Genomic DNA, 19,688 nt, shown 5'->3' on the forward strand with positions numbered 1-19,688 from the left:
ATGATGATGGCCCTCGGGCTGTTCGTCTTCGCACTGGAGACAGCGCCCTACCAAACCTTCCAGCAGCAGATCGGGTGGCGGCACCCGTCCAATAACCGGGTCGGCCGGCGCCCTGCGCGCCAGTTCCTCGGCCCCGACGACGAGACGATCACGCTGTCCGGAGTGTTGCTGCCGGAACTGACGGGCGGCGACAACACCATCGACGTGCTGCGCGGCATGGCCGATGCTGGCCTGTCCTACGTGCTGATCGAGGGCTCTGGCCGGTACTACGGCATGTTCGTCATCGAGAACTTGGAGGTCACCCGTACCCTCTTCTTTCCCGACGGTAAGGCGCGGCGGCTGGAGTTTTCGCTCAAGCTGGCCCGCGTCGACGGCGGCATGGAGGCGCTTGGGGAGAAGCTCATCTCCGGAGTGCTGGCGTCATGACCTTCACCGCGACGGACCTGGGTGAGGCCCTGATCTCTGACGTGCCGCAGCCGGCATACACGCTCGCGCTCAACGGCCAGGACATTTCGGGGCGCTTCCGGGGCCGACTGATCGGCCTGACGCTGGTCGACAACCGCGGCTTCGAAGCTGACCAGCTGGACATTGAGCTGGACGATCACGACGGCATGCTGGAGCTACCGGAGAAGGGCGTGCATCTGTCGCTCGGCCTCGGCTGGGCCGATACCGGGGTAGTCGACAAAGGCCGGTACAAAGTAGACGAGCTGGAGCACACCGGCCCGCCCGACCGGCTGACCATCCGGGCGCGCAGCGCGGACCTGGGCAGCGACCTGACCACGCGCAAGGAGCGCTCGTTCCGCGACAAGACCATCGGCGCCATCGTGCGGGCGATCGCCGGCAAGAACGAGCTGGTGGCCGTCATCGCCGCGAAGCTGGCCAACCAGGTCGTGGAGCACCTGGACCAGACGGGCGAGTCCGACGCCAACCTGCTTACGCGGATGGCGAAGGACTATGACGCGATCGCCACGGTCAAGCAGGGGAAGCTGCTGTTCATCAAGGCCGGCGAGGCCCTCAGCGCGTCAGGCATCCCCTTGCCCACCGTGCTCATCACGCGGGCCAGCGGCGACACGCACAGCTTCATGGTGGCCGACCGCGACAACTACAACGGGGTCAAGGCCTTCTACCAGGACACGCGCCTGGCCAAGAAGGGCGAGGTGGTGATCGATGCCTCCAACGCCGTGGCCGTGAAGGAAGCCCCCGCCCCTAGCAAGGGCCGGAAAAAGAGGCCCACGGCAAAGCCGCGTGTCACCGCCTATCCGAACCCGGACAACGTGAAGGTGCTGCGCCACACCTACGCCACGAAGGCCAACGCCGAGCGCGCTGCGCGCGCCGAGTGGGCGCGCATGCAGCGCGGCGTGGCGAATTTCAGCATCACGCTGGCACGGGGGCGGCCAGACCTGTTCCCCGAGCTGCCGGCGGTGGTATCTGGGTGGAAGCCGCAGATCGACAATACCGGCTGGACGATAACCAAGGTCACGCACCATTTGACCGAGCGCGGCTATATCACGACTCTGGAGCTGGAGATCAAGCCCGCGGAACTGCAGGAAGAGGCCGCCAGCGATGCGCCGTGGCGGCCTTAGGAGGCCCCGAAAGCACTGTCGATCAATACACTGCCGGAGCTTCCACGGCAACCCTTAGGCGCCGGCTTGTGGCTGATCTGGCAAAGGAGTCGCCGCAGCCACCGGAGCAATCTGCGGAGGGGTAGGAGGCTCAAGTAAGCTGGAGATCTTCGAGCTGGAGAACAACGATCTAATCAGGTTGCCAAGCCGGGGGGAACTCGTATCCTCGGCGATGCAACGGCAAGCTGCGGCGAAGTTGTCCATGGCGGTTCCGAAGTGGTTCACGTAGGCCCCTTTGTTCGCGCACAGCTCCAGCATTTTGGCCATAAATCGGCGAAGGTCTTTGATAGAGACGGTGCGAATCGTGGACTCGAAATCTCCAACGGTCGCCGACTGCATTGCCAGCTCCTGCCGGGTTCCCCAGCCACTGTTCTTCACGATGAATTCGCATGCATCGAAGACTGAAGTGCCGGCCTGAGCCTTGGCGTTGATCGCATTGAATTCCGCCTCGATCCGAGGATGGATGCTTCGGCCAAGCACATTGTTCAGTTCAGCCTCTTGGAGGTCGCGAGCTCTGAAAGCTTCAACCCAACGATCCAGTGCTTGGTCGGCAAGCACTTGGCCGCCGGGGATCTCTGCAAGGATGTTATGCAAGGAGGTAGCCATGTAGGGGTCAATGAGGTTCGCCTTGGCCACCACAGGCGCGGCCTCTTCCAACAGCTGTTGCTCCGTCAACCTGTGATCCCAGACTGACTTTTCGAAGAACTTGTTGCATTTGTCGCGCGCATCCATAGCTTCCGCTTCCGCGACAAAGCGGTCGATGAGTGCCGCCAGCGTCGCGACATCGAACAAGCCCGACTGGAGAAACTCGACGACCAGCAGCTCAAACTCGTCGCAGGAATAAATGCCCAGGTCGTTCAGCAGGATCTTCCACTTGGACTTGCGCTTATGCTCGTCCGTTTCGGGCTCCTTCTCGCCAAGGAAGATGCCCCAGTCGCTGGGGGTACCTTGAGCCAGGACGAAGTCGAAATCGGGCGCATCCTCGATGCCCTTGTAGTGAATCGACGCCAGCAGGACCGTTGACGGGATCACGCGCGTCATTACGGCGTCGCCGAGCGATGGCCTGTTGCCGAGAATGCGATTGACGGTCTTGATGACTTTGCAGACGATGCGGATGTTGGTTACCCCGCAGCGCTCGATGTTGGGCTGGATCTGAGTGGCCCACTGAGACGGGACGAGTCTGATGCCGATCTCGAAGGCCTCCGAGGTCGAGGTGGTGAGCCTCAGCTCTTGGTCAATGACCTTCTCTCGAAGAGTATTCCAAACCTCGCGCTTGTCGAGTTGGTCATCATTGAGGATGAGTATCACGCGCGACCCATGCTGCTTTGTGAACTCGTCAATGAAGCCCAAGACCTCATCGATGCCCAATTTCTCATGCTTGCGTTCGATGTCATCAAGGACGAGGACTTTCTGCCGCAGCAATGCCGGCGCGAGAAGCAAACCGATGTCGTTGAGCGCGGCAAATCCTTTGTTAATGCCCTCCAGAGCCTTGACGGTCGTCTTATAGGCCTGCTGGACACCTCTGAACAGTGCCGGGTACGACTCTGCTGATTTGGCTGAGCTCTGGATTAGCTTGAGCTTGATCTGTTCCACGGATGATGCGCCGAAGAGCGATGCGTACAGTGCGCCTTTGATCTTCTCGTCCGTAGCTTCCTGCTTGACCTGTTCCCACATGTGGCTCTTGCCGGTGCCCCACTTCCCCGACAAGGCGATAACTTTGGTGTCGTCGTCGGTCAGCAATTGGACGAGCTGTTCCTTGGTGGATTTGAGAGACATCCATGTTCCCTTTGTAGTTTCTTAGCTTTGTTCACATGCGCTGACCATCTCGGACGAGTGACCAACTTGCTTGATCGTACACCTCTTCCCAAATACCAGAGAGGCCGCTTTCAGCAAGTCAGCCAATTCCCCCTTATGACTGCATTGAGGTTGCTTCCGTTCGTACCTGGATGGAGATCGTCCAGTCCTCGGACAAAAGAGGCTGGGCGTCAGCGGATTGGCTGCGAACTAGAACCGGCGTACCACCAGGCAGCGAATGAGCGCTTGATGCACGGTACGCCGCAAGTGTCGTTGCGACCAGGCCACCCGCGTTGACAATAAGCGCCAAACGATTCGCATGCTGCAAACACCATCGTTGACATTACTCAGACGAATAGATGGATCGGAACGGTCCTATCGACTGGGCGGCGCCCCACTGCTAGCTTTTGCGAGAGCATTGTGGCTGGCTGCATAGGATGCGTCTGTGGATGAAGGGAAGAAGAGAATCGATCAGTGCATGGGCGACGGAAGCGGAAACATCCAGATCGGGACCATCGTCATTCACCGCTACCGTAGTGCTCAGCCCGTGCCTCCCAAGTCGCCAGCGCAAGCCGACGAGGACCTCATGTCACTTGAAGAACGCAGAGACCTTACAGACATCATCCTCGAAATCGAAATGGCGGAAGACGACCTGATCGATGCGGCATCCATCTGGCAGGCACTCACGCGCCACCTCAATGGCCGGGGACTTAATGAAGTCGGCCTGGAAGAAAGCCTGACACATGCGCAATACTGGAGCGCTCGATCGTATCTGGTCAGTTGGCTGTCGTGCCGTCGCGGCGAAAAGCTACCGCGTAACGCGATGGTGCGGCAGATACTGAGGATGTGGGAAATCTGTCCAGGCCTGAAGCCATCGACCCACAAACTGTGCCGTGAGCACTTCCAGATGTCTGATTTGAGTACGCTCAATGAGGTGCAACTGCGCGCCGCGCTTTGGGTCACGCTGGCGGACTGGCAACGCTTCTGGGATGCTCGTGCCGAGCAAGAGCCGTGATTCGCGGTGCATCTGTCATGACAACCGTTAGCCGAGGAATCGGGCCAACTATCCTGCACCGGCCCAGCTATCTGGCCAGCTCCTCGGCTTGATCTCTCCATTCATTGCAAGACAGAAGCTCACCGGTGTCCATGCGCGTGATGAGTCCATCAACGCGGTCATAGCGGAAAGTGCGAGTGGCCTTGCGCAGCAAGCAATAGCCTTCGAAATGCTCTTGCGCCATTTCGGTAACGATTACGCGGCGTTTACTGGGGGCACCTTCAAAGTCTCGATATTCGAACTCGATCTCATCTCTAATTTCTGTTCGATGCTCACGGGACCACGTTGTCGTGACATGCACTGAAGCGGACACGCTACCAGCCTGGGCTGCTTTTCCCCATTTCTCGAACGTCCGACGCTCCGCTTCTACCGGGGAGAGCTTGGCGGCACCCTGCTTCCGAACATCACCGGTTACATCGACAAGAGACTGTTTTAACCTTGCGAGTATTGCCTTCAATGGTCGCGCCGACGAGGGCAGATCTGCCGGGGATGGCATTGCCGTGCCGTGGGGTGCGGGGCTGCGTGTGAAGTGCCACATCATGGCAATGGAAATCGCGCAAATTATCCATAGCACTGAAAGTTCTGTTGAAGTGCCCTGCCTATGGCCGGCAGCTGGGAATGTGACAGCGATCGCCACAACAAAGAAGATGGAGGGCAAGCTTCCAAGACATAGCCCGAGGCCATGCCCTAGCCAGCGAGATCTTCCTTTCGCGACTGCGGCATTCACAAGTCGACGCCATGCCCATATGTAGAGGCCAACCATCCCTCCCAAGCCGAACAGCGCGTCCATTGTTACTGCCCCCTACGTTGTCGATTTCTTCTGGCTGACCTTAACGCCGCTTCCGATCTGGACGTTGTTCGACCCTGCGCCAATTCTCTGCACGACCTTGTGTACGCCCTTGACCTCTGGCTCGGGCCCCGACGCTTTTTGAGCCTCTTCCCTTGCCGCGGTGGTGTCACACAAAGTGACAAATAGCCTCTCGAACTGTTCGACTGACAAGTCGTTGCCCAAAGCCTGAGCGGCCTTGTATGCCTGGCCAGCCGCGACGCGAGCAGCGTCCAGAGAGATCGCGTTTTCTGGAAGTCGTTTGCCGGTTAGGACGTAGAGCACATCGACGCCGGATCTGGCAATAGCTGCTAGGTAAACCGGATCAGGAGAACGATCCCCTCTCTCGTACCGGCTTTGCACGTTCTTCGCAACACCAAGCGCCTCGCCGAACTCGGCCTGAGTCAGGCCAAGACGTAGCCTTTCGGCCTTCAAACGCTCGCCAATAGTCTCCATTTCGGTTGACATATGTCAATAAAGTCTCCAAATTGGAGACTAAGATGATTAGCGCACACTAACGAAACCCAATCATATCGTATGCCTACTAAGCCTCCTGCCCTGCGCGCGCCCCGCCAGCCAGACACGGTACCCGTGGCCATTCGACTTACCCCAGCCGAGGTCGCAAAAGCGGACCGATACGGCGCGGCGGAATTCCGCTCCCGTGCGGCATTTACCCGCCTGATGTTCCTCCGTGGCATGGCAGCTTACGAGCGTGAATTTGGGCTCGATACCGCTGGTTCCCAGCATAGAATTGCCGAACCGCATCTGCACGCAGATGCGATTGCGGGGTGATGCGATGCGAAAGCCCGTGCGCATAGAGCAGACCCTGCGCGAAGCGCTGACCGGCCCAGGCCGCGTGGACGTGCAACGCGCCATCGGTTGGGATGACTCCAACATCAGCCGGTTCCTAAGCGGGAATCAGGGCGTAGTGATCGACAAGCTTGACGCCATGGTGTCCGCTGTCGGCTATGTGCTGATCACACGCAAGTACCTGGACGCCGTAACCACCCTCGGCGAAGTCGGCATGCACTGCGAATGCGCCCGGGAGGGCCTGGGCGAGTGCGGGAGATCCTGCAAATGAAGATGACCTGTCCACACTGCGGGACGCAGCTCCACATTCGCACCAGCCGCGCTGTGTCCTTGCTCACTCGCGAACTGTACGTGCAATGCCACAACGTGGAGTGCGCATACACCTGCAAGATGCTGCTCTCCCCGGTCCACACCATTGCGCCCAGCATGAAGCCGAATCCGAAGGCTTACCTGCCGCTTGGGAAGCCGCGGCCAGGACCGCGCGACGAGCGGCAGATGGACCTGCTGCCGACGTAGCGGACTAACTTCCTTCCTCCGATCGACTTACCGATTCATGCCCCTGTCGGGGCGTGAGGGACTCCTTTTGCCTATTGCCATGAAGAACCATCCTGAAACCGCGGTCCTCGTCTTCGAAAACATCGAATTCGATGTAGTCGACATCCACAACGTGCCATGGCTAAGGGGCCCGCAGATTGCGGGAGCCTTGGGCTACAACCGCACTGATCGAATCGCCGACCTTCACGCGCGCAACGCCGACGAGTTCACTACCGAAATGACTCAGCTCGTCGAGCTCGACACCGCAGGCGGGCGCCAGCAGGTCCGCATCTTCAGCCCGCGCGGCTGCTACCTGCTGGGCATGCTGGCCCGCACGGAGCGCGCCAAAGTGTTCCGCCGTTGGGTTCTGGACGTGCTGGAGGGCCGGCAGCCGCCGCGCAAGGTGGGCACGCTGACAGTGCCGCAACACCTGGCCGCGCTGCGCTACCGCGGCGCGCTGGTGAAGGAGCTTTCCGGCATCCGAACGCGTGCCGTAGCGCTGGAACTGCATGCCAATTTGATTCACGTCTCACGGCTGCTGGGCATGCCGGTGGCCGACCTGGAATCCCTGGCGCCAGGGCTCAAGCAGCAGTCGATCGAGGGCGTCGCCTGAGCCAGCAAAGATGCGCAGCGCCATGAACCCATCCCTGCACGCCGAAGTTACCAGCCGCCTGCTGCGTGACTATGCGTTTAAGCAGAAGCGCGGCGGCGAGAAGCTGGAGGACGGCAAATGCCCGGCCTGCGGCAAGAAGACCCTGTGGGCCTTCGGTAACGACCCCTGGGTCGTTCGCTGCAACCGCCTGAACCACTGCGGTGCCGAGCTGCACATCAAGGACCTCTACGCCGATCTGTTCGAGAGCTGGAGCGACCGCTTCAAGGCCACGCCCGAGAATCCCAAGGCCGCTGCCGACGCCTACATGCGCGACAGCCGCGGCTTCGACCTGGACAAGGTGCGCGACTGGTACACCCAGGAGAGCTACTACAGCCATGACCTGAAGATCGGCAGCGCCACCGTGCGGTTCGCACTGGGCAGCGGCATCTACTGGGAACGCATCATCGACCAGGCCCACCGCTTCGGCAAGCGCAAGGCAACGTTCCACGGCCCCTACGGCGGCATGTGGTGGCAGCCACCGGTGTTGGAAACGTCTGGCGCGGCCGAGCTGTGGATCGTGGAAGGGATCTTCGACGCGATCGCGCTCTGGCACCACGGGGTGCCGGCTGTCTCGGCGCTTTCCTGCGCCAACTATCCGGGCATGGCATTGGCCGCGCTGGCCGAACAGTGCGCCGCCACGGGGCGGGCACGACCGAAGCTGGTGTGGGCATTGGATGCCGACCATGCCGGCACGCGCTACGCCACGCAGTGGCTCAAGCGCAGCCGCGAAGCCGGATGGGAAGCCTCGGTCGCGCTGCCCAAGCAGGTCGGCGCAAAGAAGCGCGACTGGAACGACCTGCACCAGCTCGGCAAACTGTCCGCGCAGGACCTTGACGAGTACCGCTACCTGGGCGACCTGATGGCTGCCCCAAGCGCGGCCGAGAAGGCGCGGCTCGTCTATGGCCGCACCGGCTTGAGCCAGTTCGCCTTCGACTTCGACAGCAAGCTGTACTGGTTCAAGGTCGATCTGGAAGCGCTCAACCGCGAGATGGACGCCGTGCGCAGCGCCCACAACGACATGACCGAGGCGGAGATCCGCGACGAGGCCATGCTCAAGGCCGGCGTGGTGACCAACATCGCCACCTGCCTGCCCACGGTCCTGTACTACCAGGCCAATGCTGCTACCGACGAGGCCTGGTACTACTTCCGCGTCGCGTTCCCCCACGACTCGCAGCCGGTCAAGAACACCTTCACCAGCTCGCAGATCGCCTCCGCTGGCGAGTTCAAGAAGCGGCTGCTGGGGGTGGCGCCGGGTGCTTTCTACACGGGCACCAACGGGCAGCTGGACGCCTACCTCAAGGAACAGATGCACCGCATCAAGAGCGTGCAGACCATCGACTTCGTGGGGTACACCAAGGAGCACGGCTGCTATGTCTACGCGGATGTGGCGGTCAAGGACGGCAAGCTCCACATGCTCAACGACGAGGACTTCTTCGACGTGGGCCGCCTGTCCATCAAGACCATCGGCGGCTCGGCCGGCCTCTCGCTGAACATGGATCTCAAGGCATTCCGCCACGACTGGCTGGAGCTGATCTGGCGCGCCTTCGGCGCCAAGGCGATTGTGGCACTGGCCTTCTGGCTGGGCAGCCTGTTTGCAGAGCAGATCCGCGAGGGCGAAGGGATCAAGCAGAAGAGCTTCCCGTTCCTTGAGGTCGTGGGCGAGCCTGGCGCGGGCAAGTCCACCCTGATCGAGTTTCTGTGGAAGCTGTGCGGCCGCCGTGATTACGAGGGTTTCGACCCCTCCAAGTCTTCGCTGGCGGCGCGCGCACGCAATTTCGCCCAGGTGTCCAACCTGCCAGTGGTGCTGATCGAGGGCGACCGCGGCGAGGACGGCGCCAAGGTCAAGGGCTTCGACTGGAACGAGCTGAAAACCGCCTACAACGGGCGCAGCACCCGGGCGCGCGGCGTCAAGAATGCCGGCAACGAGACCTACGAGCCGCCCTTCCGCGGTGCCGTGGTGATCAGCCAGAACGCCGAGGTCAACGCCAGCGAGGCCGTGCTGCAGCGGATCGTCCACCTGTACTTCGATCGCGCCGGCCAGAACCCCGACACCTTTGCCGCGGCGCGCGCGCTGGAGCAGATGCCAGTGGAAGACGTGTCCGGCTTCCTGCTGACCGCCATCCTCAAAGAGCGCGAGATCCTCGCCTCCTATGTGGAACGTATGCCGGCGTACCAGGACCATCTGGCCAAACACCCCGACGTCAAGCACCAACGCCTGGTGAAGAACCACGCCCAAGTGATGGCGCTGGTCGACTGCCTGGGCCACGTGGTGCCACTGCCCAAGGAATACCGCGATGCGGCGATCAAGCAACTGGTGACCATGGCTGTGGAACGCCAGCAGGCCATCGGCGCCGACCATCCGCTGGTTCAGGAATTCTGGGAGCTGTACGACCACATCGAATCGGCGGAAGAAGACCACGCCGTGCTCAATCACGCCCGGGGGGATGGCGGAACCATCGCTATCAGCCTGCGGCACTTCGAACAGGTGGCGAACGACCGCCGCCTCAATCTCCCTCCGCTGACCGATCTGAAGCGTGTGCTGCGCACCTCTCGGCATCGCAAGTTCGTGGAGCTGAGGGTTGTCAACAGCGCTATCAACGCGCGTCACAACGCCGAGTATCCCCACGCGCCAAAGCGCCCCACCACGGTCAAGTGCTGGGTCTTCGAGGATCGCTCGGGCAACAAAGGAGCGCGAGCATGAGTGCCTTTCTCGTTTTCATCGTTTCGCACACCGGCGTGCGCATGCGGTTCACCGCCATCGCCCGCACGCGCCTGGATGCCCAGCTGGGCGCCCTGGAGCACCTGACCGAGCCGCCGCGTTTCTGCTGCGCGCGGGCCATAGGGAGGGCTGCCTGATGCTCGCGCTGCTCAACCTTTGGATGATCGCCACCGCCGTGGGCTCCATCTACCTGCTCAACGCCGGCACCGCGCGTGCCCGCTGGGGCTCCCTGGTGGGTCTGCTCGGTCAGCCGGCCTGGCTGTACCTGACCGCCGCGACGGGCGAACCCGGCATGTTCTGGGTGAGCCTGTTCTTCACCGTCTGCTACGGCCGCGGCGTGTGGGACGGGTTCCTTCGCCCGGGAGCCCGCCGTGCGTAAGCCCGCCATCACCGACGCCGATCTGCGCCGCGCCCATCGCGCCCTGCGGATCGCCACCCCCTTCGACGCCATGTCCGACCTGCTGCGCACCGCCCTGGCGGCTGCGGCCCGGGCCATGGCCAGCCGCGAGCAGCAGCTTGCGGCACGCCGCCCCGTCGGCGGCACCTCCGACCTGAAGCGCCGCGCTGCCGGCGACTTCGACGACTGATCTCCTTTGGAGCTAAACCATGGAACACCTCGTCACCTTCCACATCGATACGGAACAGCTGCAGAGCTACAACGATAGCCATCTCGCGTCCCTCTGGCACATCGCACAAGCGAATCCCGCTCCGCTCAACGATCACGGCGCCGGCGCACTGGCCGAGGCCATTGGCCGCGAGATCATCAGGCGCTGGCTGCGCTGGGCCGGTGCGCCGCTTTGGGACCGGCAGGGCAATCACCATTACTGGGACGCACTGAAAGCACATTGCCAGTGGGATGGAGAGCGCTGGGTTCCGAAAGTCCAGGAGGCGGCTGCTGATGCATCTGCGAACACCTCGCAGGAGGTGCAGTGATGCCAGCCAGCAAGCACCGCAAGACCCGCCGGCCACGCCCCGCGCGCGCCTGCGTTCTGCCCGTGATGTTCCGCTTCAGCAGCAACGCCGAGGTGGACCTGCAGCTCATCCCCCATGTCGAGCTGAGCAAGATCCTCGATGGGACCGCCACCGAAGCCGCCTGGCACACCCTCGCCTTCCGAATCAACGTCGGCCAGGTCGTAGCCACGCTGTACTTCGCCGACAACCAGGAGCTGCGCGACGCCATGGACGCGGCAGTGGCCGCGGTCGCCGACGTGGGCAAGCGCTTTCGCCTGCGCGGCCGGCTCGGCGTCACCGGCGACGAGTTCCGCGCGATCGGTCAGGGCCTGAACCTGACCGACGACATGCAGCGCGCCTGCACCCGCCGCCAGTTGCTGGTGGCCACCCTGCAAGTCGAAAACCGGGCAACCGCCCAAGGCCCGGTGGAAGCCGGCCAGATCGTTCACCTCGCAGAAGCAACATGACCGACATCACCACACCCCAGCAGCACCCTGTGCCCTATGTCCAGCGCGTGGCGCAGATCATTTGCACGGGCCTCTATCCCGAGGCAAACGTGGCCGGCAAGCGGCTGGTGGATTTCCCGAAGACAACGCGCGAGAACCTGCTGACGATCGCCGAGGCAATCCTGATGGAACCCGCTACGGAAGCGCAGTCGGCACAACGGTACGCCTGGTGGGTGACCGGGCGGGACGAGCTGGACGGCCAGGCGCCGGCGCAGCTCATCATCGGCGGCGCCCTAGATACCGCCGCCGGCGTACCGCTGGCAGTTGACGCGCATCAGTCCAAGCACCTCGTGAAGCCGTGGCGAGAACGCCTTACGATGCTGCTGCTTGCGCTCAACCTCAGTGCAAGCGAAATTACGCCATGCATCTCCATGAGGTTGAAAGGTGAGACCGCAGGTATTTGAGGCCAAAGGCATGCTCCTGACCACAGAAGAGTTGCGCGAACTGACGAATCGCGTTCGGCGGCACGCACAGGCCTCGGTGCTGAACTCGCTCGGCGTGGCGCACCGGATCCGCCCGGACGGTAGCATCATTGTCCTGCGAGCCCACGTCGAGCATTTGCTCGGCGCCAGCACGCCGGTCCACCGTCACGAACCAGAATATGAGATCGACCGGAGCATCATGTAATGCCGAAGCCTCGAAAGACCGAGAACCGAGGGCTGCCCGCGAGGTGGCAGTTGCACCATGGCGCCTACTTCTATCGCGTTCCGCCCGGGCTCGAAGCGCATTGGGATGGCAAGAAGAAATTTCGGCTCGGCAGCACGCTGCCCGAAGCGTATAAGACCTGGGCCGAGCGCATCGGCACACTGGAGAAGGCCAACACGGTGGGCCAACTGCTGGACCGTTACCTTCTGGAAGAGGTGCCAACGAAGGAGCCGACGACTCAAAGCCACCACCGGCTTTGTATCAAACGCCTGCGCCTGCAGTTCGAGAAGTGGCCGCTGATTGCCATCAAGCCGCGGCACATCTATGCCTACGTCGACGCACGCACGAAGGAGAAGAAGCTGCCCGACGGCACCATGATCAAGGTGAAGGCACTGACCGCAGGGCGCCGCGAGGTCGAGGTGTTGTCACACGCCTACACCAAGGCGGTCGAATGGGGCTACCTGGACAGGCACCCGTTCCTCGGCGAGACGCGGATGAAGGGGCAGAAGCCGCGCGACCGGTACGTCGATGACTGGGAGATAGCAGAATGCCTGGCGCTGCCGTCGCGCCGGAAGAAGGGAAGCGTGAGGGCGGCTCAGGCCTATATCCGGATCAAGATGCTGACCGGCATGGCGCGCGGCGACCTGCTGCGCCTGCGGCCGGCCCAGGACTTCAAGGACGACGGGATCCACATCCAGCGGCACAAGACAGCCGGCAGCACCGGAAAACGGACGATCTACACGTGGAACGACGATCTGCGCGCCGCGGTATCCGATGCTCTGGCGGCCCGCCCGATCGACATCAGCCCGTGGCTTTTCTGCACGCTCAGGGGCGAGTGCTACATCAACGAGGAAACGGGTCGCGCTGGCGGCTGGGAATCGCTATGGCGGGGCTTCATGGAGCGCGTTATGGCCGAGACCAAGGTAAACGTGCCCTTCACCGAGCACGACATCCGAGCGAAGGCCGGCAGCGACGCGGACGACCTTGAGCATGCGCGCGCCCTGCTCTCGCATGCCAGCAGCGCTACCACTCAGCGCGTGTACCGGCGCAAGGCAGAGGTCGTCGCCCCTCTGCAGGCAAACAAAAAGCGCCAGGGGGAATGACCCACATGGCGCTTTATGACCCAGCGGTTAGCTCTTACTAACCCGCTAAGCCTTACAGAATAACTGGCGGAGAGAGGGGGATTCGAACCCCCGATAGGCTATTAACCTATACACGCTTTCCAGGCGTGCGACTTAAACCACTCATCCATCTCTCCGGGAAGTCCGCGATTATAGCAGAGTTGCCCGACGAATCCACAAGTTCGTGCGGCACCGCCCTATCCCCTGCGCAAATACGTCACCAGCCTGTCGATCACCGGCGCATTGCGCGGCGTGAGCAGGCTGACGATGATCGCCACGGCAAACCCCGCGGGCACGCCGAAGGCGCCGGAGGCGATCGGGTCGACACCGAACCAGCGGTCGCCGAAGATGCCGGTCATGCGGGTGAAGAACGGATAGTTGACGAAGATGTAGTACACCGCGACGCCAAGCCCCGCGGCCATGCCCGCGACGGCACCCGCCGCGGTGGTCCGGCGCCAGAAGATGCCAAGCACCAGTACCGGGAAGAAGCTGGACGCGGCCAGCGAGAAGGCGGCGCCGACCAGGAACAGGATGTTGCCGGGACGCAGCGATGTGACGTATGAAGCGAACAAGGCCACGCCCAGCAGCACGATCTTGGCCGTCGTGACGCGGCGCTGATGGCTCGCCTGGCGGTCGACCATGTGATAGAAGACGTCGTGCGACAGCGCGTTGGCGATGGTCAGCAGCAGGCCGTCGGCAGTCGACAGCGCCGCGGCCAGCGCGCCGGCGGCGATCAGGCCGGAGATGACGTAGGGCAGGCCGGCGATCTCCGGGGCGGCCAGCACGATCATGTCGGGCTGCAGCAGGATCTCGGCCCATTGCACGATGCCGTCGCCGTTGACGTCGCGAATGCCGAATACCGGCGGATCGACCTTGCGCCATTGCACTACCCATTGCGGCAGTTCCGCATACGACGTGCCGACCAGGTGCTCGAAGAACTCGTACTTGACCAGCGCGGCCAGCGTCGGTGCGGACACGTACAGCAGCGCGATGCAGAACACGGCCCAGGCCACCGAGTTGCGGGTCTCCTTGACGGAGGGCGTGGTGTAGAGGCGTGTCAGGATATGCGGCAGGCTGGCGGTGCCGACCATCAGGCAGAACACCAGCAACACAAAGTTGAGCCGCTTGGTCTTGCGCTCCTCCTCCGACGCCGCGGGATATGGCTCGGTGGACGACCTCGAATGCCGGCTGCGCGCAAGCGCGTCTTCGCGCTGCAGGCTCCACTGCTGCTGCGCGGCGGCGGGATCGCGCGGGAACTCCAGGCGCTCGCGCTCCAGCGCCTTGATTTCGCGCAGCGGCGCATTGCGCGCACGAAGGTCCTGCAGGCGTGCGTCCAGCGCATCGCGCTCCTGCTGGAAGGACTCCGGCAGGCGCGCAATGCGCTCCTGCAGCAGGATGGCCTGCTGCTTGTAGTATTCGCGCACGGCCTGCTCGGCGGGCGCGCGCTCCAGCTCCTGCTCGCGCGCATCAAGCTGCGTCAGCAGCGTGCCGTAGCTGAGCTGCGGCACCACGTCCCGGTGATGCTTCCACGCGATCATCGACACCGTGACCAGGAAGGCCACGATCATCATGATGTACTGCGCCACCTGCGTCCACGTGACCGCGCGCATGCCACCCAGGAACGAGCACACCAGGATGCCCGCCAGCCCGAAGAAGATGCCGACGGCGAATTCCACGCCGATGAAGCGCGTCACCACCAGCCCTACCCCCTGGATCTGTGCCACCAGGTAGACGAACGAACACAGCGACGCCGCCAGTACCGCGATGGCGCGCACCGGCAGGTTGCCGCCGGGCTTGCCGTTGCCGTAGCGCGCGGCGAGGAAATCCGGGATGGTATAGCCGCCGTACTTGCGCAGGTAGGGTGCCAGCAGGAAGGCCACCAGGCAGTAGCCGCCGGTCCAGCCCATCACGTAGGCCAGGCCTTCGTAGCCAGAGGCGAACAGGATGCCGGCCAGGCCGATGAACGAGGCCGCGCTCATCCAGTCGGCGGCGATTGCCATGCCGTTGAACATGGCCGGCACGCGCCGCGAAGCCACGTAATACTCGTTGAGATCCGAGGTGCGGCAGATCAGCCCGATGCAGGCATAGATCGCGATGGTGACGAAGAGGAAGACGTAACCGAGCCACAGCGCGTCGGCATTGGAGCGCTCCAGCAGCCCCATCATGCCGACGAAGCCGAACAGCCCCAGCGTGAACAGGCCGTAGTACAGCAGCAGCCGACGGCGGAAGCGCGACTGGGCATCTGGCATGGGCGACGATCCGTGGTCGGTGGGGCGCTATCGTAACAAACCCGCCGGCGCGCGGGAACGCGGCGGCGGGTTCTGGGGGCAAGGCTACGGGATCACTGCGCCTGCTTGAGCTGCTCCAGGATCGCGGGGTTCTCCAGCGTCGAGGTGTCCTGCGTGATTTCTTCGCCCTTGGCCAGCGAGCGCAGCAGGCGCCGCATGATCTTGCCCGAGCGCGTCTTGGGCAGGTTGTCGCCAAAGCGGATGTCCTTGGGCTTGGCGATCGGGCCGATTTCCTTGCCGACCCAGTTGCGCAGCTCGGTGGCAAGCTTGATGGCCTCTTCGCCGTTGGGGCGGGCGCGCTTGAGCACGACGAAGGCGCAGATCGCCTCGCCGGTCATGTCGTCCGGGCGCCCCACCACCGCGGCTTCCGCCACCAGCGGGTTGGCCACCAGCGCCGACTCGATCTCCATCGTGCCCATGCGGTGGCCCGACACGTTCAGCACGTCGTCGATGCGGCCCATGATGGTGAAGTAGCCGGTGTCCTTGTCGCGGATCGAGCCGTCGCCGGCGAGGTAGAGCTTGCCGCCGAGTTCCTCGGGGAAGTAGCTCTTCTTGAAACGCTCCGGGTCGCCCCAGATGGTGCGGATCATGGCCGGCCACGGGCGCTTGACCACCAGGATGCCGCCGTTGCCGTTGGGCACGTCATGGCCGGTCTCGTCGACGATGGCGGCCATGATGCCCGGCAGCGGCAGCGTGCACGAACCCGGCACCAGCGGCGTCGCGCCCGGCAGCGGCGTGATCATGTGGCCGCCGGTCTCGGTCTGCCAGAAGGTGTCGACGATCGGGCAGCGCTCGTTGCCGATGTTCTTGTAGTACCACATCCACGCCTCGGGGTTGATCGGCTCGCCCACGGTGCCGAGCAGGCGCAGGCTCGACAGGTCGTATTGCTTCGGATGGATTTTCTCGTCGGCCTCGGCGGCCTTGATCAGCGAGCGGATCGCGGTCGGCGCAGTGTAGAAGATGCTGACCTTGTGGCGCGCGATCATGTCCCAGAAGCGGCCGGCATTGGGGTACGTCGGCACGCCTTCGAACACCACCTGCGTGGCGCCGGCAGCGAGCGGGCCGTAGGCGATGTAGGTGTGGCCGGTGACCCAGCCGATGTCGGCGGTACACCAGAACAGGTCATCGGGCTTGACGTCGAAGGTCCACTGCATCGTCATCAGCGCCCACAGCAGGTAGCCGCCGGTGCTGTGCTGCACGCCCTTGGGCTTGCCGGTGGAGCCCGAGGTGTAGAGCACGAACAGCGGGTGCTCGGCACCGACGGGCTCGGCTTCGCAGGTGTCGGGCTGGTTGGCGCAGACGTCGTCGAGCCAGCGGTCGCGGCCCTCGGTCCAGCCGACATTGCCGCCGGTGCGGCGGTACACGATCACGTTCTTGACCGCCTCGCAGCCGCCCAGCGCCAGCGCATCGTCGGCGATGGCCTTCAGCGGCAGCGCCTTGCCGCCGCGCATCTGCTCGTCGGCGGTGATCAGCGCCACCGCGCCCACGTCGACCAGCCGCTCCTGCAGCGACTTGGCGGAGAAGCCGCCGAACACCACCGAGTGCGTCGCGCCCAGGCGCGCACAGGCCTGCATCGCGGCCACGCCTTCGACCGACATCGGCATGTAGATCACGACGCGGTCGCCCTTTTTGATGCCCAGCGTCTTCAGGCCGTTGGCCAGGCGGCACACCTTGGCATGCAGCTCGCGGTAGGTGACGCGCGTCACGGTGCCGTCGTCGGCCTCGAACACGATCGCGACCTTGTCGGCGTTGCCGTTCTCCAGGTTGCGGTCCAGGCAGTTGTAGGAGGCATTGAGCTGCCCGTCCTCGAACCACTTGTAGAACGGCGCGTTGCTCTCGTCCAGCACCTTGGTGAAGGGCTTGTTCCAGTGCAGCAGCTCGCGGGCGTGGCGCGCCCAGAAGCCTTCGTAGTCGCGCGCGGCTTCCTCGCACAGCGCGCGGTAGGCGTCCATGCCGGGAATCGCGGCCTGGCTGGCGAACGACTCGGGCGGGTTGAACACGCGGCTCTCTTGCATCACCGATTCGATGGCGGACATAGACTCGTCTCCTGATTTTGGAATGGCTTTGGCTGCCAAGTTACGCCCGACGGCTTACTTAAACCTGACGGTCGGCGGCTGCTGCCTGTGGTGACGGGCGGTGTCCGAGGTCGCCGCATGCTGCAATGCAGCGGGAAACGTCCTGCCATCGGGGGCGAAAGTGCAGCCTTCTCCATTAGGCTAGCACAGCTATAATCCCGCGAGCCCTATACCTGAACGCGGTGCTTACCCTTGCCGCGGCCCCCCACGCTTGCACCGGCTTGCCACGCCATCGCGCGACCCGCGATCGTGGCCGCCGGCTGACCGAGGCATCGACCGTGCCCGCCAACACCTCCACTTCAGCCTCTGCCCACTCTCAGCTTTTCTCCCCGGTCCACGCCCTGTTCCTGGTCGCCTCGATGGCGCTGGTCGGCAGCAATGTGGGACTGGGCAAATCGATCATCGCCCATGTGCCGGTGCTGCTGTTTGCACTGCTGCGCTTCGTCATCGCCATCATCTGCCTGGCGCCGTGGTATCGGCCCGCGCGCATGCGCCAGGTGTCGCGCGCCGAATGGCTGAACCTGTTCCTGCAGGCGTTCTTCGGCACCTTCCTGTTCACGCTGCTGATGCTCAACGGCGTGCGGCTGACCAGCGCCATGGCCGCCGGGGTCATCACCAGCACCATTCCCGCCACGGTGGCAATCCTGTCCTGGCTGGTGCTGCGCGAACGGCTGTCGCGCCGCACCGTGGCCTCGGTGTTGCTGGCGGTGGCCGGCATCGCCGTGCTCAATATCGCGCGCGGCGATTCGCACGGCGCCGGCGAAAACAGCCAGGCCTGGCTCGGCAACCTGATGATCCTGGGCGCGGTGGTGTGCGAGTCGATCTACGTGATCCTGTCGCGCCGGCTCACCCAGACGCTGGCCGCGATCGAGATCTGCGCCTATACGCACCTGATCGGCGGCCTGCTGATGCTGCCGCTGGGGCTGGTGCCGCTGCTGAGCTTCGATGCGTCGACGGTGCCCGCGCCGACCTGGCTGATGCTGCTGTGGTATGCGCTGTCGGCCAGCGTGTTCTCGTTCTGGCTGTGGATGAAGGGCATCCGCCATGTGCCGGCGCAACTGGCGGGCGTGTTCACCTCGGTGCTGCCGGTGGCGGCGGCCACCTACGGCATCGTGTTCCTGGGCGAGAAGCCGGGCTGGCCGCACGGCGTGGCGCTGGCCTGTGTGCTGGCGGGCATCGTGCTGGCCAGCTGGCCGGGCCGGCTTGCACGCGAGGCCTGGCGCCGCAAGGCGGCTGGCACCGACCCTGGCGCGACGGGCTGAGCGGCGCGGGACCGGGGCCAGGCCAAAGGCACATGTCACCGGGCGGCCCCGCCCGCTTGGTACAATCCTCGCCGTTTTTGACTCGCCGATACCGCCCCGCCTATGGCCTCCAACCCGCTGAACACGCAGCCGCCCACGATGCGGCCGATCCCGCGCATCATCTTCGCGTCGCGCTGGCTGCAGTTGCCGCTCTACCTCGGCCTGATCGTGGCCCAGGGCGTCTATGTCTACCACTTCATGATCGAGGTCTGGCACCTGCTGTCGCACGTGACCGAGTACGACGAGAACAAGATCATGCTGGTGGTGCTCGGCCTGATCGACGTGGTGATGATTTCCAACCTGCTGATCATGGTGATCGTCGGCGGCTACGAGACCTTTGTTTCGCGCCTTGGCATCGACAACCACCCGGACGAGCCGGAATGGCTGGACCACGTCAACGCCGGCGTGCTCAAGGTCAAGCTGTCGATGGCGCTGATCGGCATCTCGTCGATCCACCTGCTCAAGACCTTTATCGACGCCGAGCAGCGCTCCACCCACACCATCATGTGGCAGGTCGCGATCCACCTGGCGTTCCTGCTGTCGGCACTGGCGATGGCGTGGGTCGACAAGATGGTTTCGCATGGCCCCGGCCATCATGCGAAGCATGAATCACATTAAGAGGCGCGCCTTGCGCCAGCCTCAACCAGAACCGCGGCCTTGTGCCGCGGTTTTTTGTTTTGGGCGCTGTCGCGGCCGCTTAGTGGCCCCCAAGACACAATTCGCCACTGTAGACGCATGTATGCAGCCGGGCAGAGCGCCCCGGCTCGGTGTATGATTTCGGGCTGTGTTT

General features: G+C 63.6%; 22 protein-coding genes and 1 tRNA gene. 17 read left to right on the top strand and 6 right to left on the bottom strand.

The genetic code is table 11. The features are described 5' to 3' along the window. The gene (locus JTE92_RS24070) at nt 1-426 is read left to right on the top strand and encodes a phage tail protein (RefSeq protein WP_063238239.1); all 426 of its coding nucleotides are present in this window, start codon (nt 1-3) and stop codon (nt 424-426) included. Next, nucleotides 423-1,583: a phage late control D family protein gene (locus JTE92_RS24075; RefSeq protein WP_063238240.1), complete on the top strand. Its 1,161-nt coding sequence runs from the start codon at nt 423-425 to the stop codon at nt 1,581-1,583. Before JTE92_RS24070 ends, JTE92_RS24075 begins: the two co-directional genes overlap by 4 nt. A 54-nt stretch (nt 1,584-1,637) precedes the next feature. On the opposite strand, the gene JTE92_RS24080 is transcribed toward JTE92_RS24075, so the two are convergent. Further along, a complete protein-coding gene (locus JTE92_RS24080) occupies nt 1,638-3,398 on the bottom strand; it encodes a P-loop NTPase fold protein (protein ID WP_063238241.1) in 1,761 nt (586 codons plus the stop codon). Nucleotides 3,399-3,861: 463 nt separating this feature from the next. Between JTE92_RS24080 and JTE92_RS24085 the strand changes: the two genes are divergently transcribed. Next, on the top strand, nt 3,862-4,431 hold the full coding sequence (locus JTE92_RS24085) for a hypothetical protein (RefSeq protein WP_063238242.1): 570 nt from the start codon (nt 3,862-3,864) through the stop codon (nt 4,429-4,431). A gap of 67 nt (nt 4,432-4,498) precedes the next feature. On the opposite strand, the gene JTE92_RS24090 is transcribed toward JTE92_RS24085, so the two are convergent. Together JTE92_RS24090 and JTE92_RS24095 are read right to left on the bottom strand one after the other, a co-directional pair. Further along, a complete protein-coding gene (locus tag JTE92_RS24090) occupies nt 4,499-5,260 on the bottom strand; it encodes a hypothetical protein (RefSeq protein ID WP_157096917.1) in 762 nt (253 codons plus the stop codon). A 12-nt stretch (nt 5,261-5,272) separates the two neighbouring features. Continuing rightward, a complete protein-coding gene (locus JTE92_RS24095) occupies nt 5,273-5,764 on the bottom strand; it encodes a helix-turn-helix domain-containing protein (RefSeq protein WP_063238243.1) in 492 nt (163 codons plus the stop codon). A gap of 328 nt (nt 5,765-6,092) precedes the next feature. On the opposite strand from JTE92_RS24095, the gene JTE92_RS24100 reads away from it, so the two are divergent. The 12 genes from JTE92_RS24100 to JTE92_RS24155 all read left to right on the top strand — a co-directional run bounded on the left by JTE92_RS24100 (nt 6,093) and on the right by JTE92_RS24155 (nt 13,216). Continuing rightward, the gene (locus tag JTE92_RS24100; RefSeq protein WP_063238244.1) at nt 6,093-6,377 is read left to right on the top strand and encodes a hypothetical protein; all 285 of its coding nucleotides are present in this window, start codon (nt 6,093-6,095) and stop codon (nt 6,375-6,377) included. Between the two features lie 53 nt (nt 6,378-6,430). Continuing rightward, nucleotides 6,431-6,622, top strand: coding sequence for an ogr/Delta-like zinc finger family protein (locus tag JTE92_RS24105; RefSeq protein ID WP_371136914.1), 192 nt, complete (start codon nt 6,431-6,433; stop codon nt 6,620-6,622). 79 nt (nt 6,623-6,701) lie between these two features. Beyond that, on the top strand, nt 6,702-7,253 hold the full coding sequence (locus JTE92_RS24110) for a BRO-N domain-containing protein (RefSeq protein WP_063238246.1): 552 nt from the start codon (nt 6,702-6,704) through the stop codon (nt 7,251-7,253). Between the two features lie 22 nt (nt 7,254-7,275). After that, a complete protein-coding gene (locus JTE92_RS24115) occupies nt 7,276-9,993 on the top strand; it encodes a toprim domain-containing protein (RefSeq protein WP_063238269.1) in 2,718 nt (905 codons plus the stop codon). Continuing rightward, nucleotides 9,990-10,148: a hypothetical protein gene (locus tag JTE92_RS24120; RefSeq protein WP_157096918.1), complete on the top strand. Its 159-nt coding sequence runs from the start codon at nt 9,990-9,992 to the stop codon at nt 10,146-10,148. The genes JTE92_RS24115 and JTE92_RS24120 overlap by 4 nt, the downstream gene beginning before the upstream one ends. Beyond that, nucleotides 10,148-10,390: a hypothetical protein gene (locus JTE92_RS24125; protein ID WP_063238247.1), complete on the top strand. Its 243-nt coding sequence runs from the start codon at nt 10,148-10,150 to the stop codon at nt 10,388-10,390. Before JTE92_RS24120 ends, JTE92_RS24125 begins: the two co-directional genes overlap by 1 nt. Next, complete coding sequence (locus tag JTE92_RS24130; protein ID WP_063238248.1) at nt 10,383-10,598, top strand: hypothetical protein; 216 nt, start codon at nt 10,383-10,385, stop codon at nt 10,596-10,598. The genes JTE92_RS24125 and JTE92_RS24130 overlap by 8 nt, the downstream gene beginning before the upstream one ends. A 19-nt stretch (nt 10,599-10,617) precedes the next feature. Next, a complete protein-coding gene (locus tag JTE92_RS24135) occupies nt 10,618-10,944 on the top strand; it encodes a hypothetical protein (protein ID WP_063238249.1) in 327 nt (108 codons plus the stop codon). Further along, the gene (locus JTE92_RS24140; RefSeq protein WP_232353313.1) at nt 10,944-11,429 is read left to right on the top strand and encodes a hypothetical protein; all 486 of its coding nucleotides are present in this window, start codon (nt 10,944-10,946) and stop codon (nt 11,427-11,429) included. The genes JTE92_RS24135 and JTE92_RS24140 overlap by 1 nt, the downstream gene beginning before the upstream one ends. Further along, a complete protein-coding gene (locus tag JTE92_RS24145; protein WP_063238250.1) occupies nt 11,426-11,872 on the top strand; it encodes a hypothetical protein in 447 nt (148 codons plus the stop codon). Before JTE92_RS24140 ends, JTE92_RS24145 begins: the two co-directional genes overlap by 4 nt. Nucleotides 11,873-11,882: 10 nt before the next feature. Then, entirely contained in the window at nt 11,883-12,095 is a 213-nt protein-coding gene (locus JTE92_RS24150; protein WP_063238251.1) for a DUF4224 domain-containing protein, read from the top strand. After that, nucleotides 12,095-13,216 carry a site-specific integrase gene (locus JTE92_RS24155; protein ID WP_174544849.1) on the top strand — a complete coding sequence of 374 codons (1,122 nt, stop codon included), beginning with the start codon at nt 12,095-12,097 and terminating at the stop codon, nt 13,214-13,216. The genes JTE92_RS24150 and JTE92_RS24155 overlap by 1 nt, the downstream gene beginning before the upstream one ends. 64 nt (nt 13,217-13,280) lie before the next feature. Here JTE92_RS24155 and JTE92_RS24160 read toward each other — a convergent pair. From JTE92_RS24160 to acs, 3 genes are all read right to left on the bottom strand, one after another. Then, nucleotides 13,281-13,371: transfer RNA gene (locus JTE92_RS24160), tRNA-Ser, on the bottom strand. Between the two features lie 60 nt (nt 13,372-13,431). Continuing rightward, nucleotides 13,432-15,483 (bottom strand): sodium:solute symporter family protein, encoded by a 2,052-nt coding sequence (locus JTE92_RS24165; protein ID WP_063238252.1) that lies wholly within the window; start codon nt 15,481-15,483, stop codon nt 13,432-13,434. 92 nt (nt 15,484-15,575) lie between these two features. Then, nucleotides 15,576-17,558: an acetate--CoA ligase gene (acs, locus tag JTE92_RS24170; RefSeq protein WP_063238253.1), complete on the bottom strand. Its 1,983-nt coding sequence runs from the start codon at nt 17,556-17,558 to the stop codon at nt 15,576-15,578. Nucleotides 17,559-17,956: 398 nt separating this feature from the next. Here acs and JTE92_RS24175 point away from each other — a divergent pair, with 398 nt between their 5' ends. Together JTE92_RS24175 and JTE92_RS24180 are read left to right on the top strand one after the other, a co-directional pair. Further along, a complete protein-coding gene (locus JTE92_RS24175; protein WP_063238254.1) occupies nt 17,957-18,859 on the top strand; it encodes a DMT family transporter in 903 nt (300 codons plus the stop codon). A 102-nt stretch (nt 18,860-18,961) separates the two neighbouring features. Then, on the top strand, nt 18,962-19,516 hold the full coding sequence (locus JTE92_RS24180) for a TIGR00645 family protein (RefSeq protein ID WP_063238255.1): 555 nt from the start codon (nt 18,962-18,964) through the stop codon (nt 19,514-19,516). The last annotated feature ends 172 nt before the right edge of the window (nt 19,517-19,688 follow it).

The sequence above is a fragment of the Cupriavidus oxalaticus genome, from assembly GCF_016894385.1.
Taxonomy (GTDB): domain Bacteria; phylum Pseudomonadota; class Gammaproteobacteria; order Burkholderiales; family Burkholderiaceae; genus Cupriavidus; species Cupriavidus oxalaticus.

Coding starts and splice junctions, on each gene's coding strand:
- JTE92_RS24070 (WP_063238239.1), top strand. CDS start 1: ATGATGATGGCCCTCGGGCTGTTCGTCTTCGCACTGGAGACAGCGCCC.
- JTE92_RS24075 (WP_063238240.1), top strand. CDS start 423: ATGACCTTCACCGCGACGGACCTGGGTGAGGCCCTGATCTCTGACGTG.
- JTE92_RS24080 (WP_063238241.1), bottom strand. CDS start 3,398: ATGTCTCTCAAATCCACCAAGGAACAGCTCGTCCAATTGCTGACCGAC.
- JTE92_RS24090 (WP_157096917.1), bottom strand. CDS start 5,260: ATGGACGCGCTGTTCGGCTTGGGAGGGATGGTTGGCCTCTACATATGG.
- JTE92_RS24095 (WP_063238243.1), bottom strand. CDS start 5,764: ATGTCAACCGAAATGGAGACTATTGGCGAGCGTTTGAAGGCCGAAAGG.
- JTE92_RS24100 (WP_063238244.1), top strand. CDS start 6,093: ATGCGAAAGCCCGTGCGCATAGAGCAGACCCTGCGCGAAGCGCTGACC.
- JTE92_RS24110 (WP_063238246.1), top strand. CDS start 6,702: ATGAAGAACCATCCTGAAACCGCGGTCCTCGTCTTCGAAAACATCGAA.
- JTE92_RS24115 (WP_063238269.1), top strand. CDS start 7,276: ATGAACCCATCCCTGCACGCCGAAGTTACCAGCCGCCTGCTGCGTGAC.
- JTE92_RS24120 (WP_157096918.1), top strand. CDS start 9,990: ATGAGTGCCTTTCTCGTTTTCATCGTTTCGCACACCGGCGTGCGCATG.
- JTE92_RS24125 (WP_063238247.1), top strand. CDS start 10,148: ATGCTCGCGCTGCTCAACCTTTGGATGATCGCCACCGCCGTGGGCTCC.
- JTE92_RS24135 (WP_063238249.1), top strand. CDS start 10,618: ATGGAACACCTCGTCACCTTCCACATCGATACGGAACAGCTGCAGAGC.
- JTE92_RS24140 (WP_232353313.1), top strand. CDS start 10,944: ATGCCAGCCAGCAAGCACCGCAAGACCCGCCGGCCACGCCCCGCGCGC.
- JTE92_RS24145 (WP_063238250.1), top strand. CDS start 11,426: ATGACCGACATCACCACACCCCAGCAGCACCCTGTGCCCTATGTCCAG.
- JTE92_RS24150 (WP_063238251.1), top strand. CDS start 11,883: ATGCTCCTGACCACAGAAGAGTTGCGCGAACTGACGAATCGCGTTCGG.
- JTE92_RS24155 (WP_174544849.1), top strand. CDS start 12,095: ATGCCGAAGCCTCGAAAGACCGAGAACCGAGGGCTGCCCGCGAGGTGG.
- JTE92_RS24165 (WP_063238252.1), bottom strand. CDS start 15,483: ATGCCAGATGCCCAGTCGCGCTTCCGCCGTCGGCTGCTGCTGTACTAC.
- acs (WP_063238253.1), bottom strand. CDS start 17,558: ATGTCCGCCATCGAATCGGTGATGCAAGAGAGCCGCGTGTTCAACCCG.
- JTE92_RS24175 (WP_063238254.1), top strand. CDS start 17,957: ATGGCGCTGGTCGGCAGCAATGTGGGACTGGGCAAATCGATCATCGCC.
- JTE92_RS24180 (WP_063238255.1), top strand. CDS start 18,962: ATGGCCTCCAACCCGCTGAACACGCAGCCGCCCACGATGCGGCCGATC.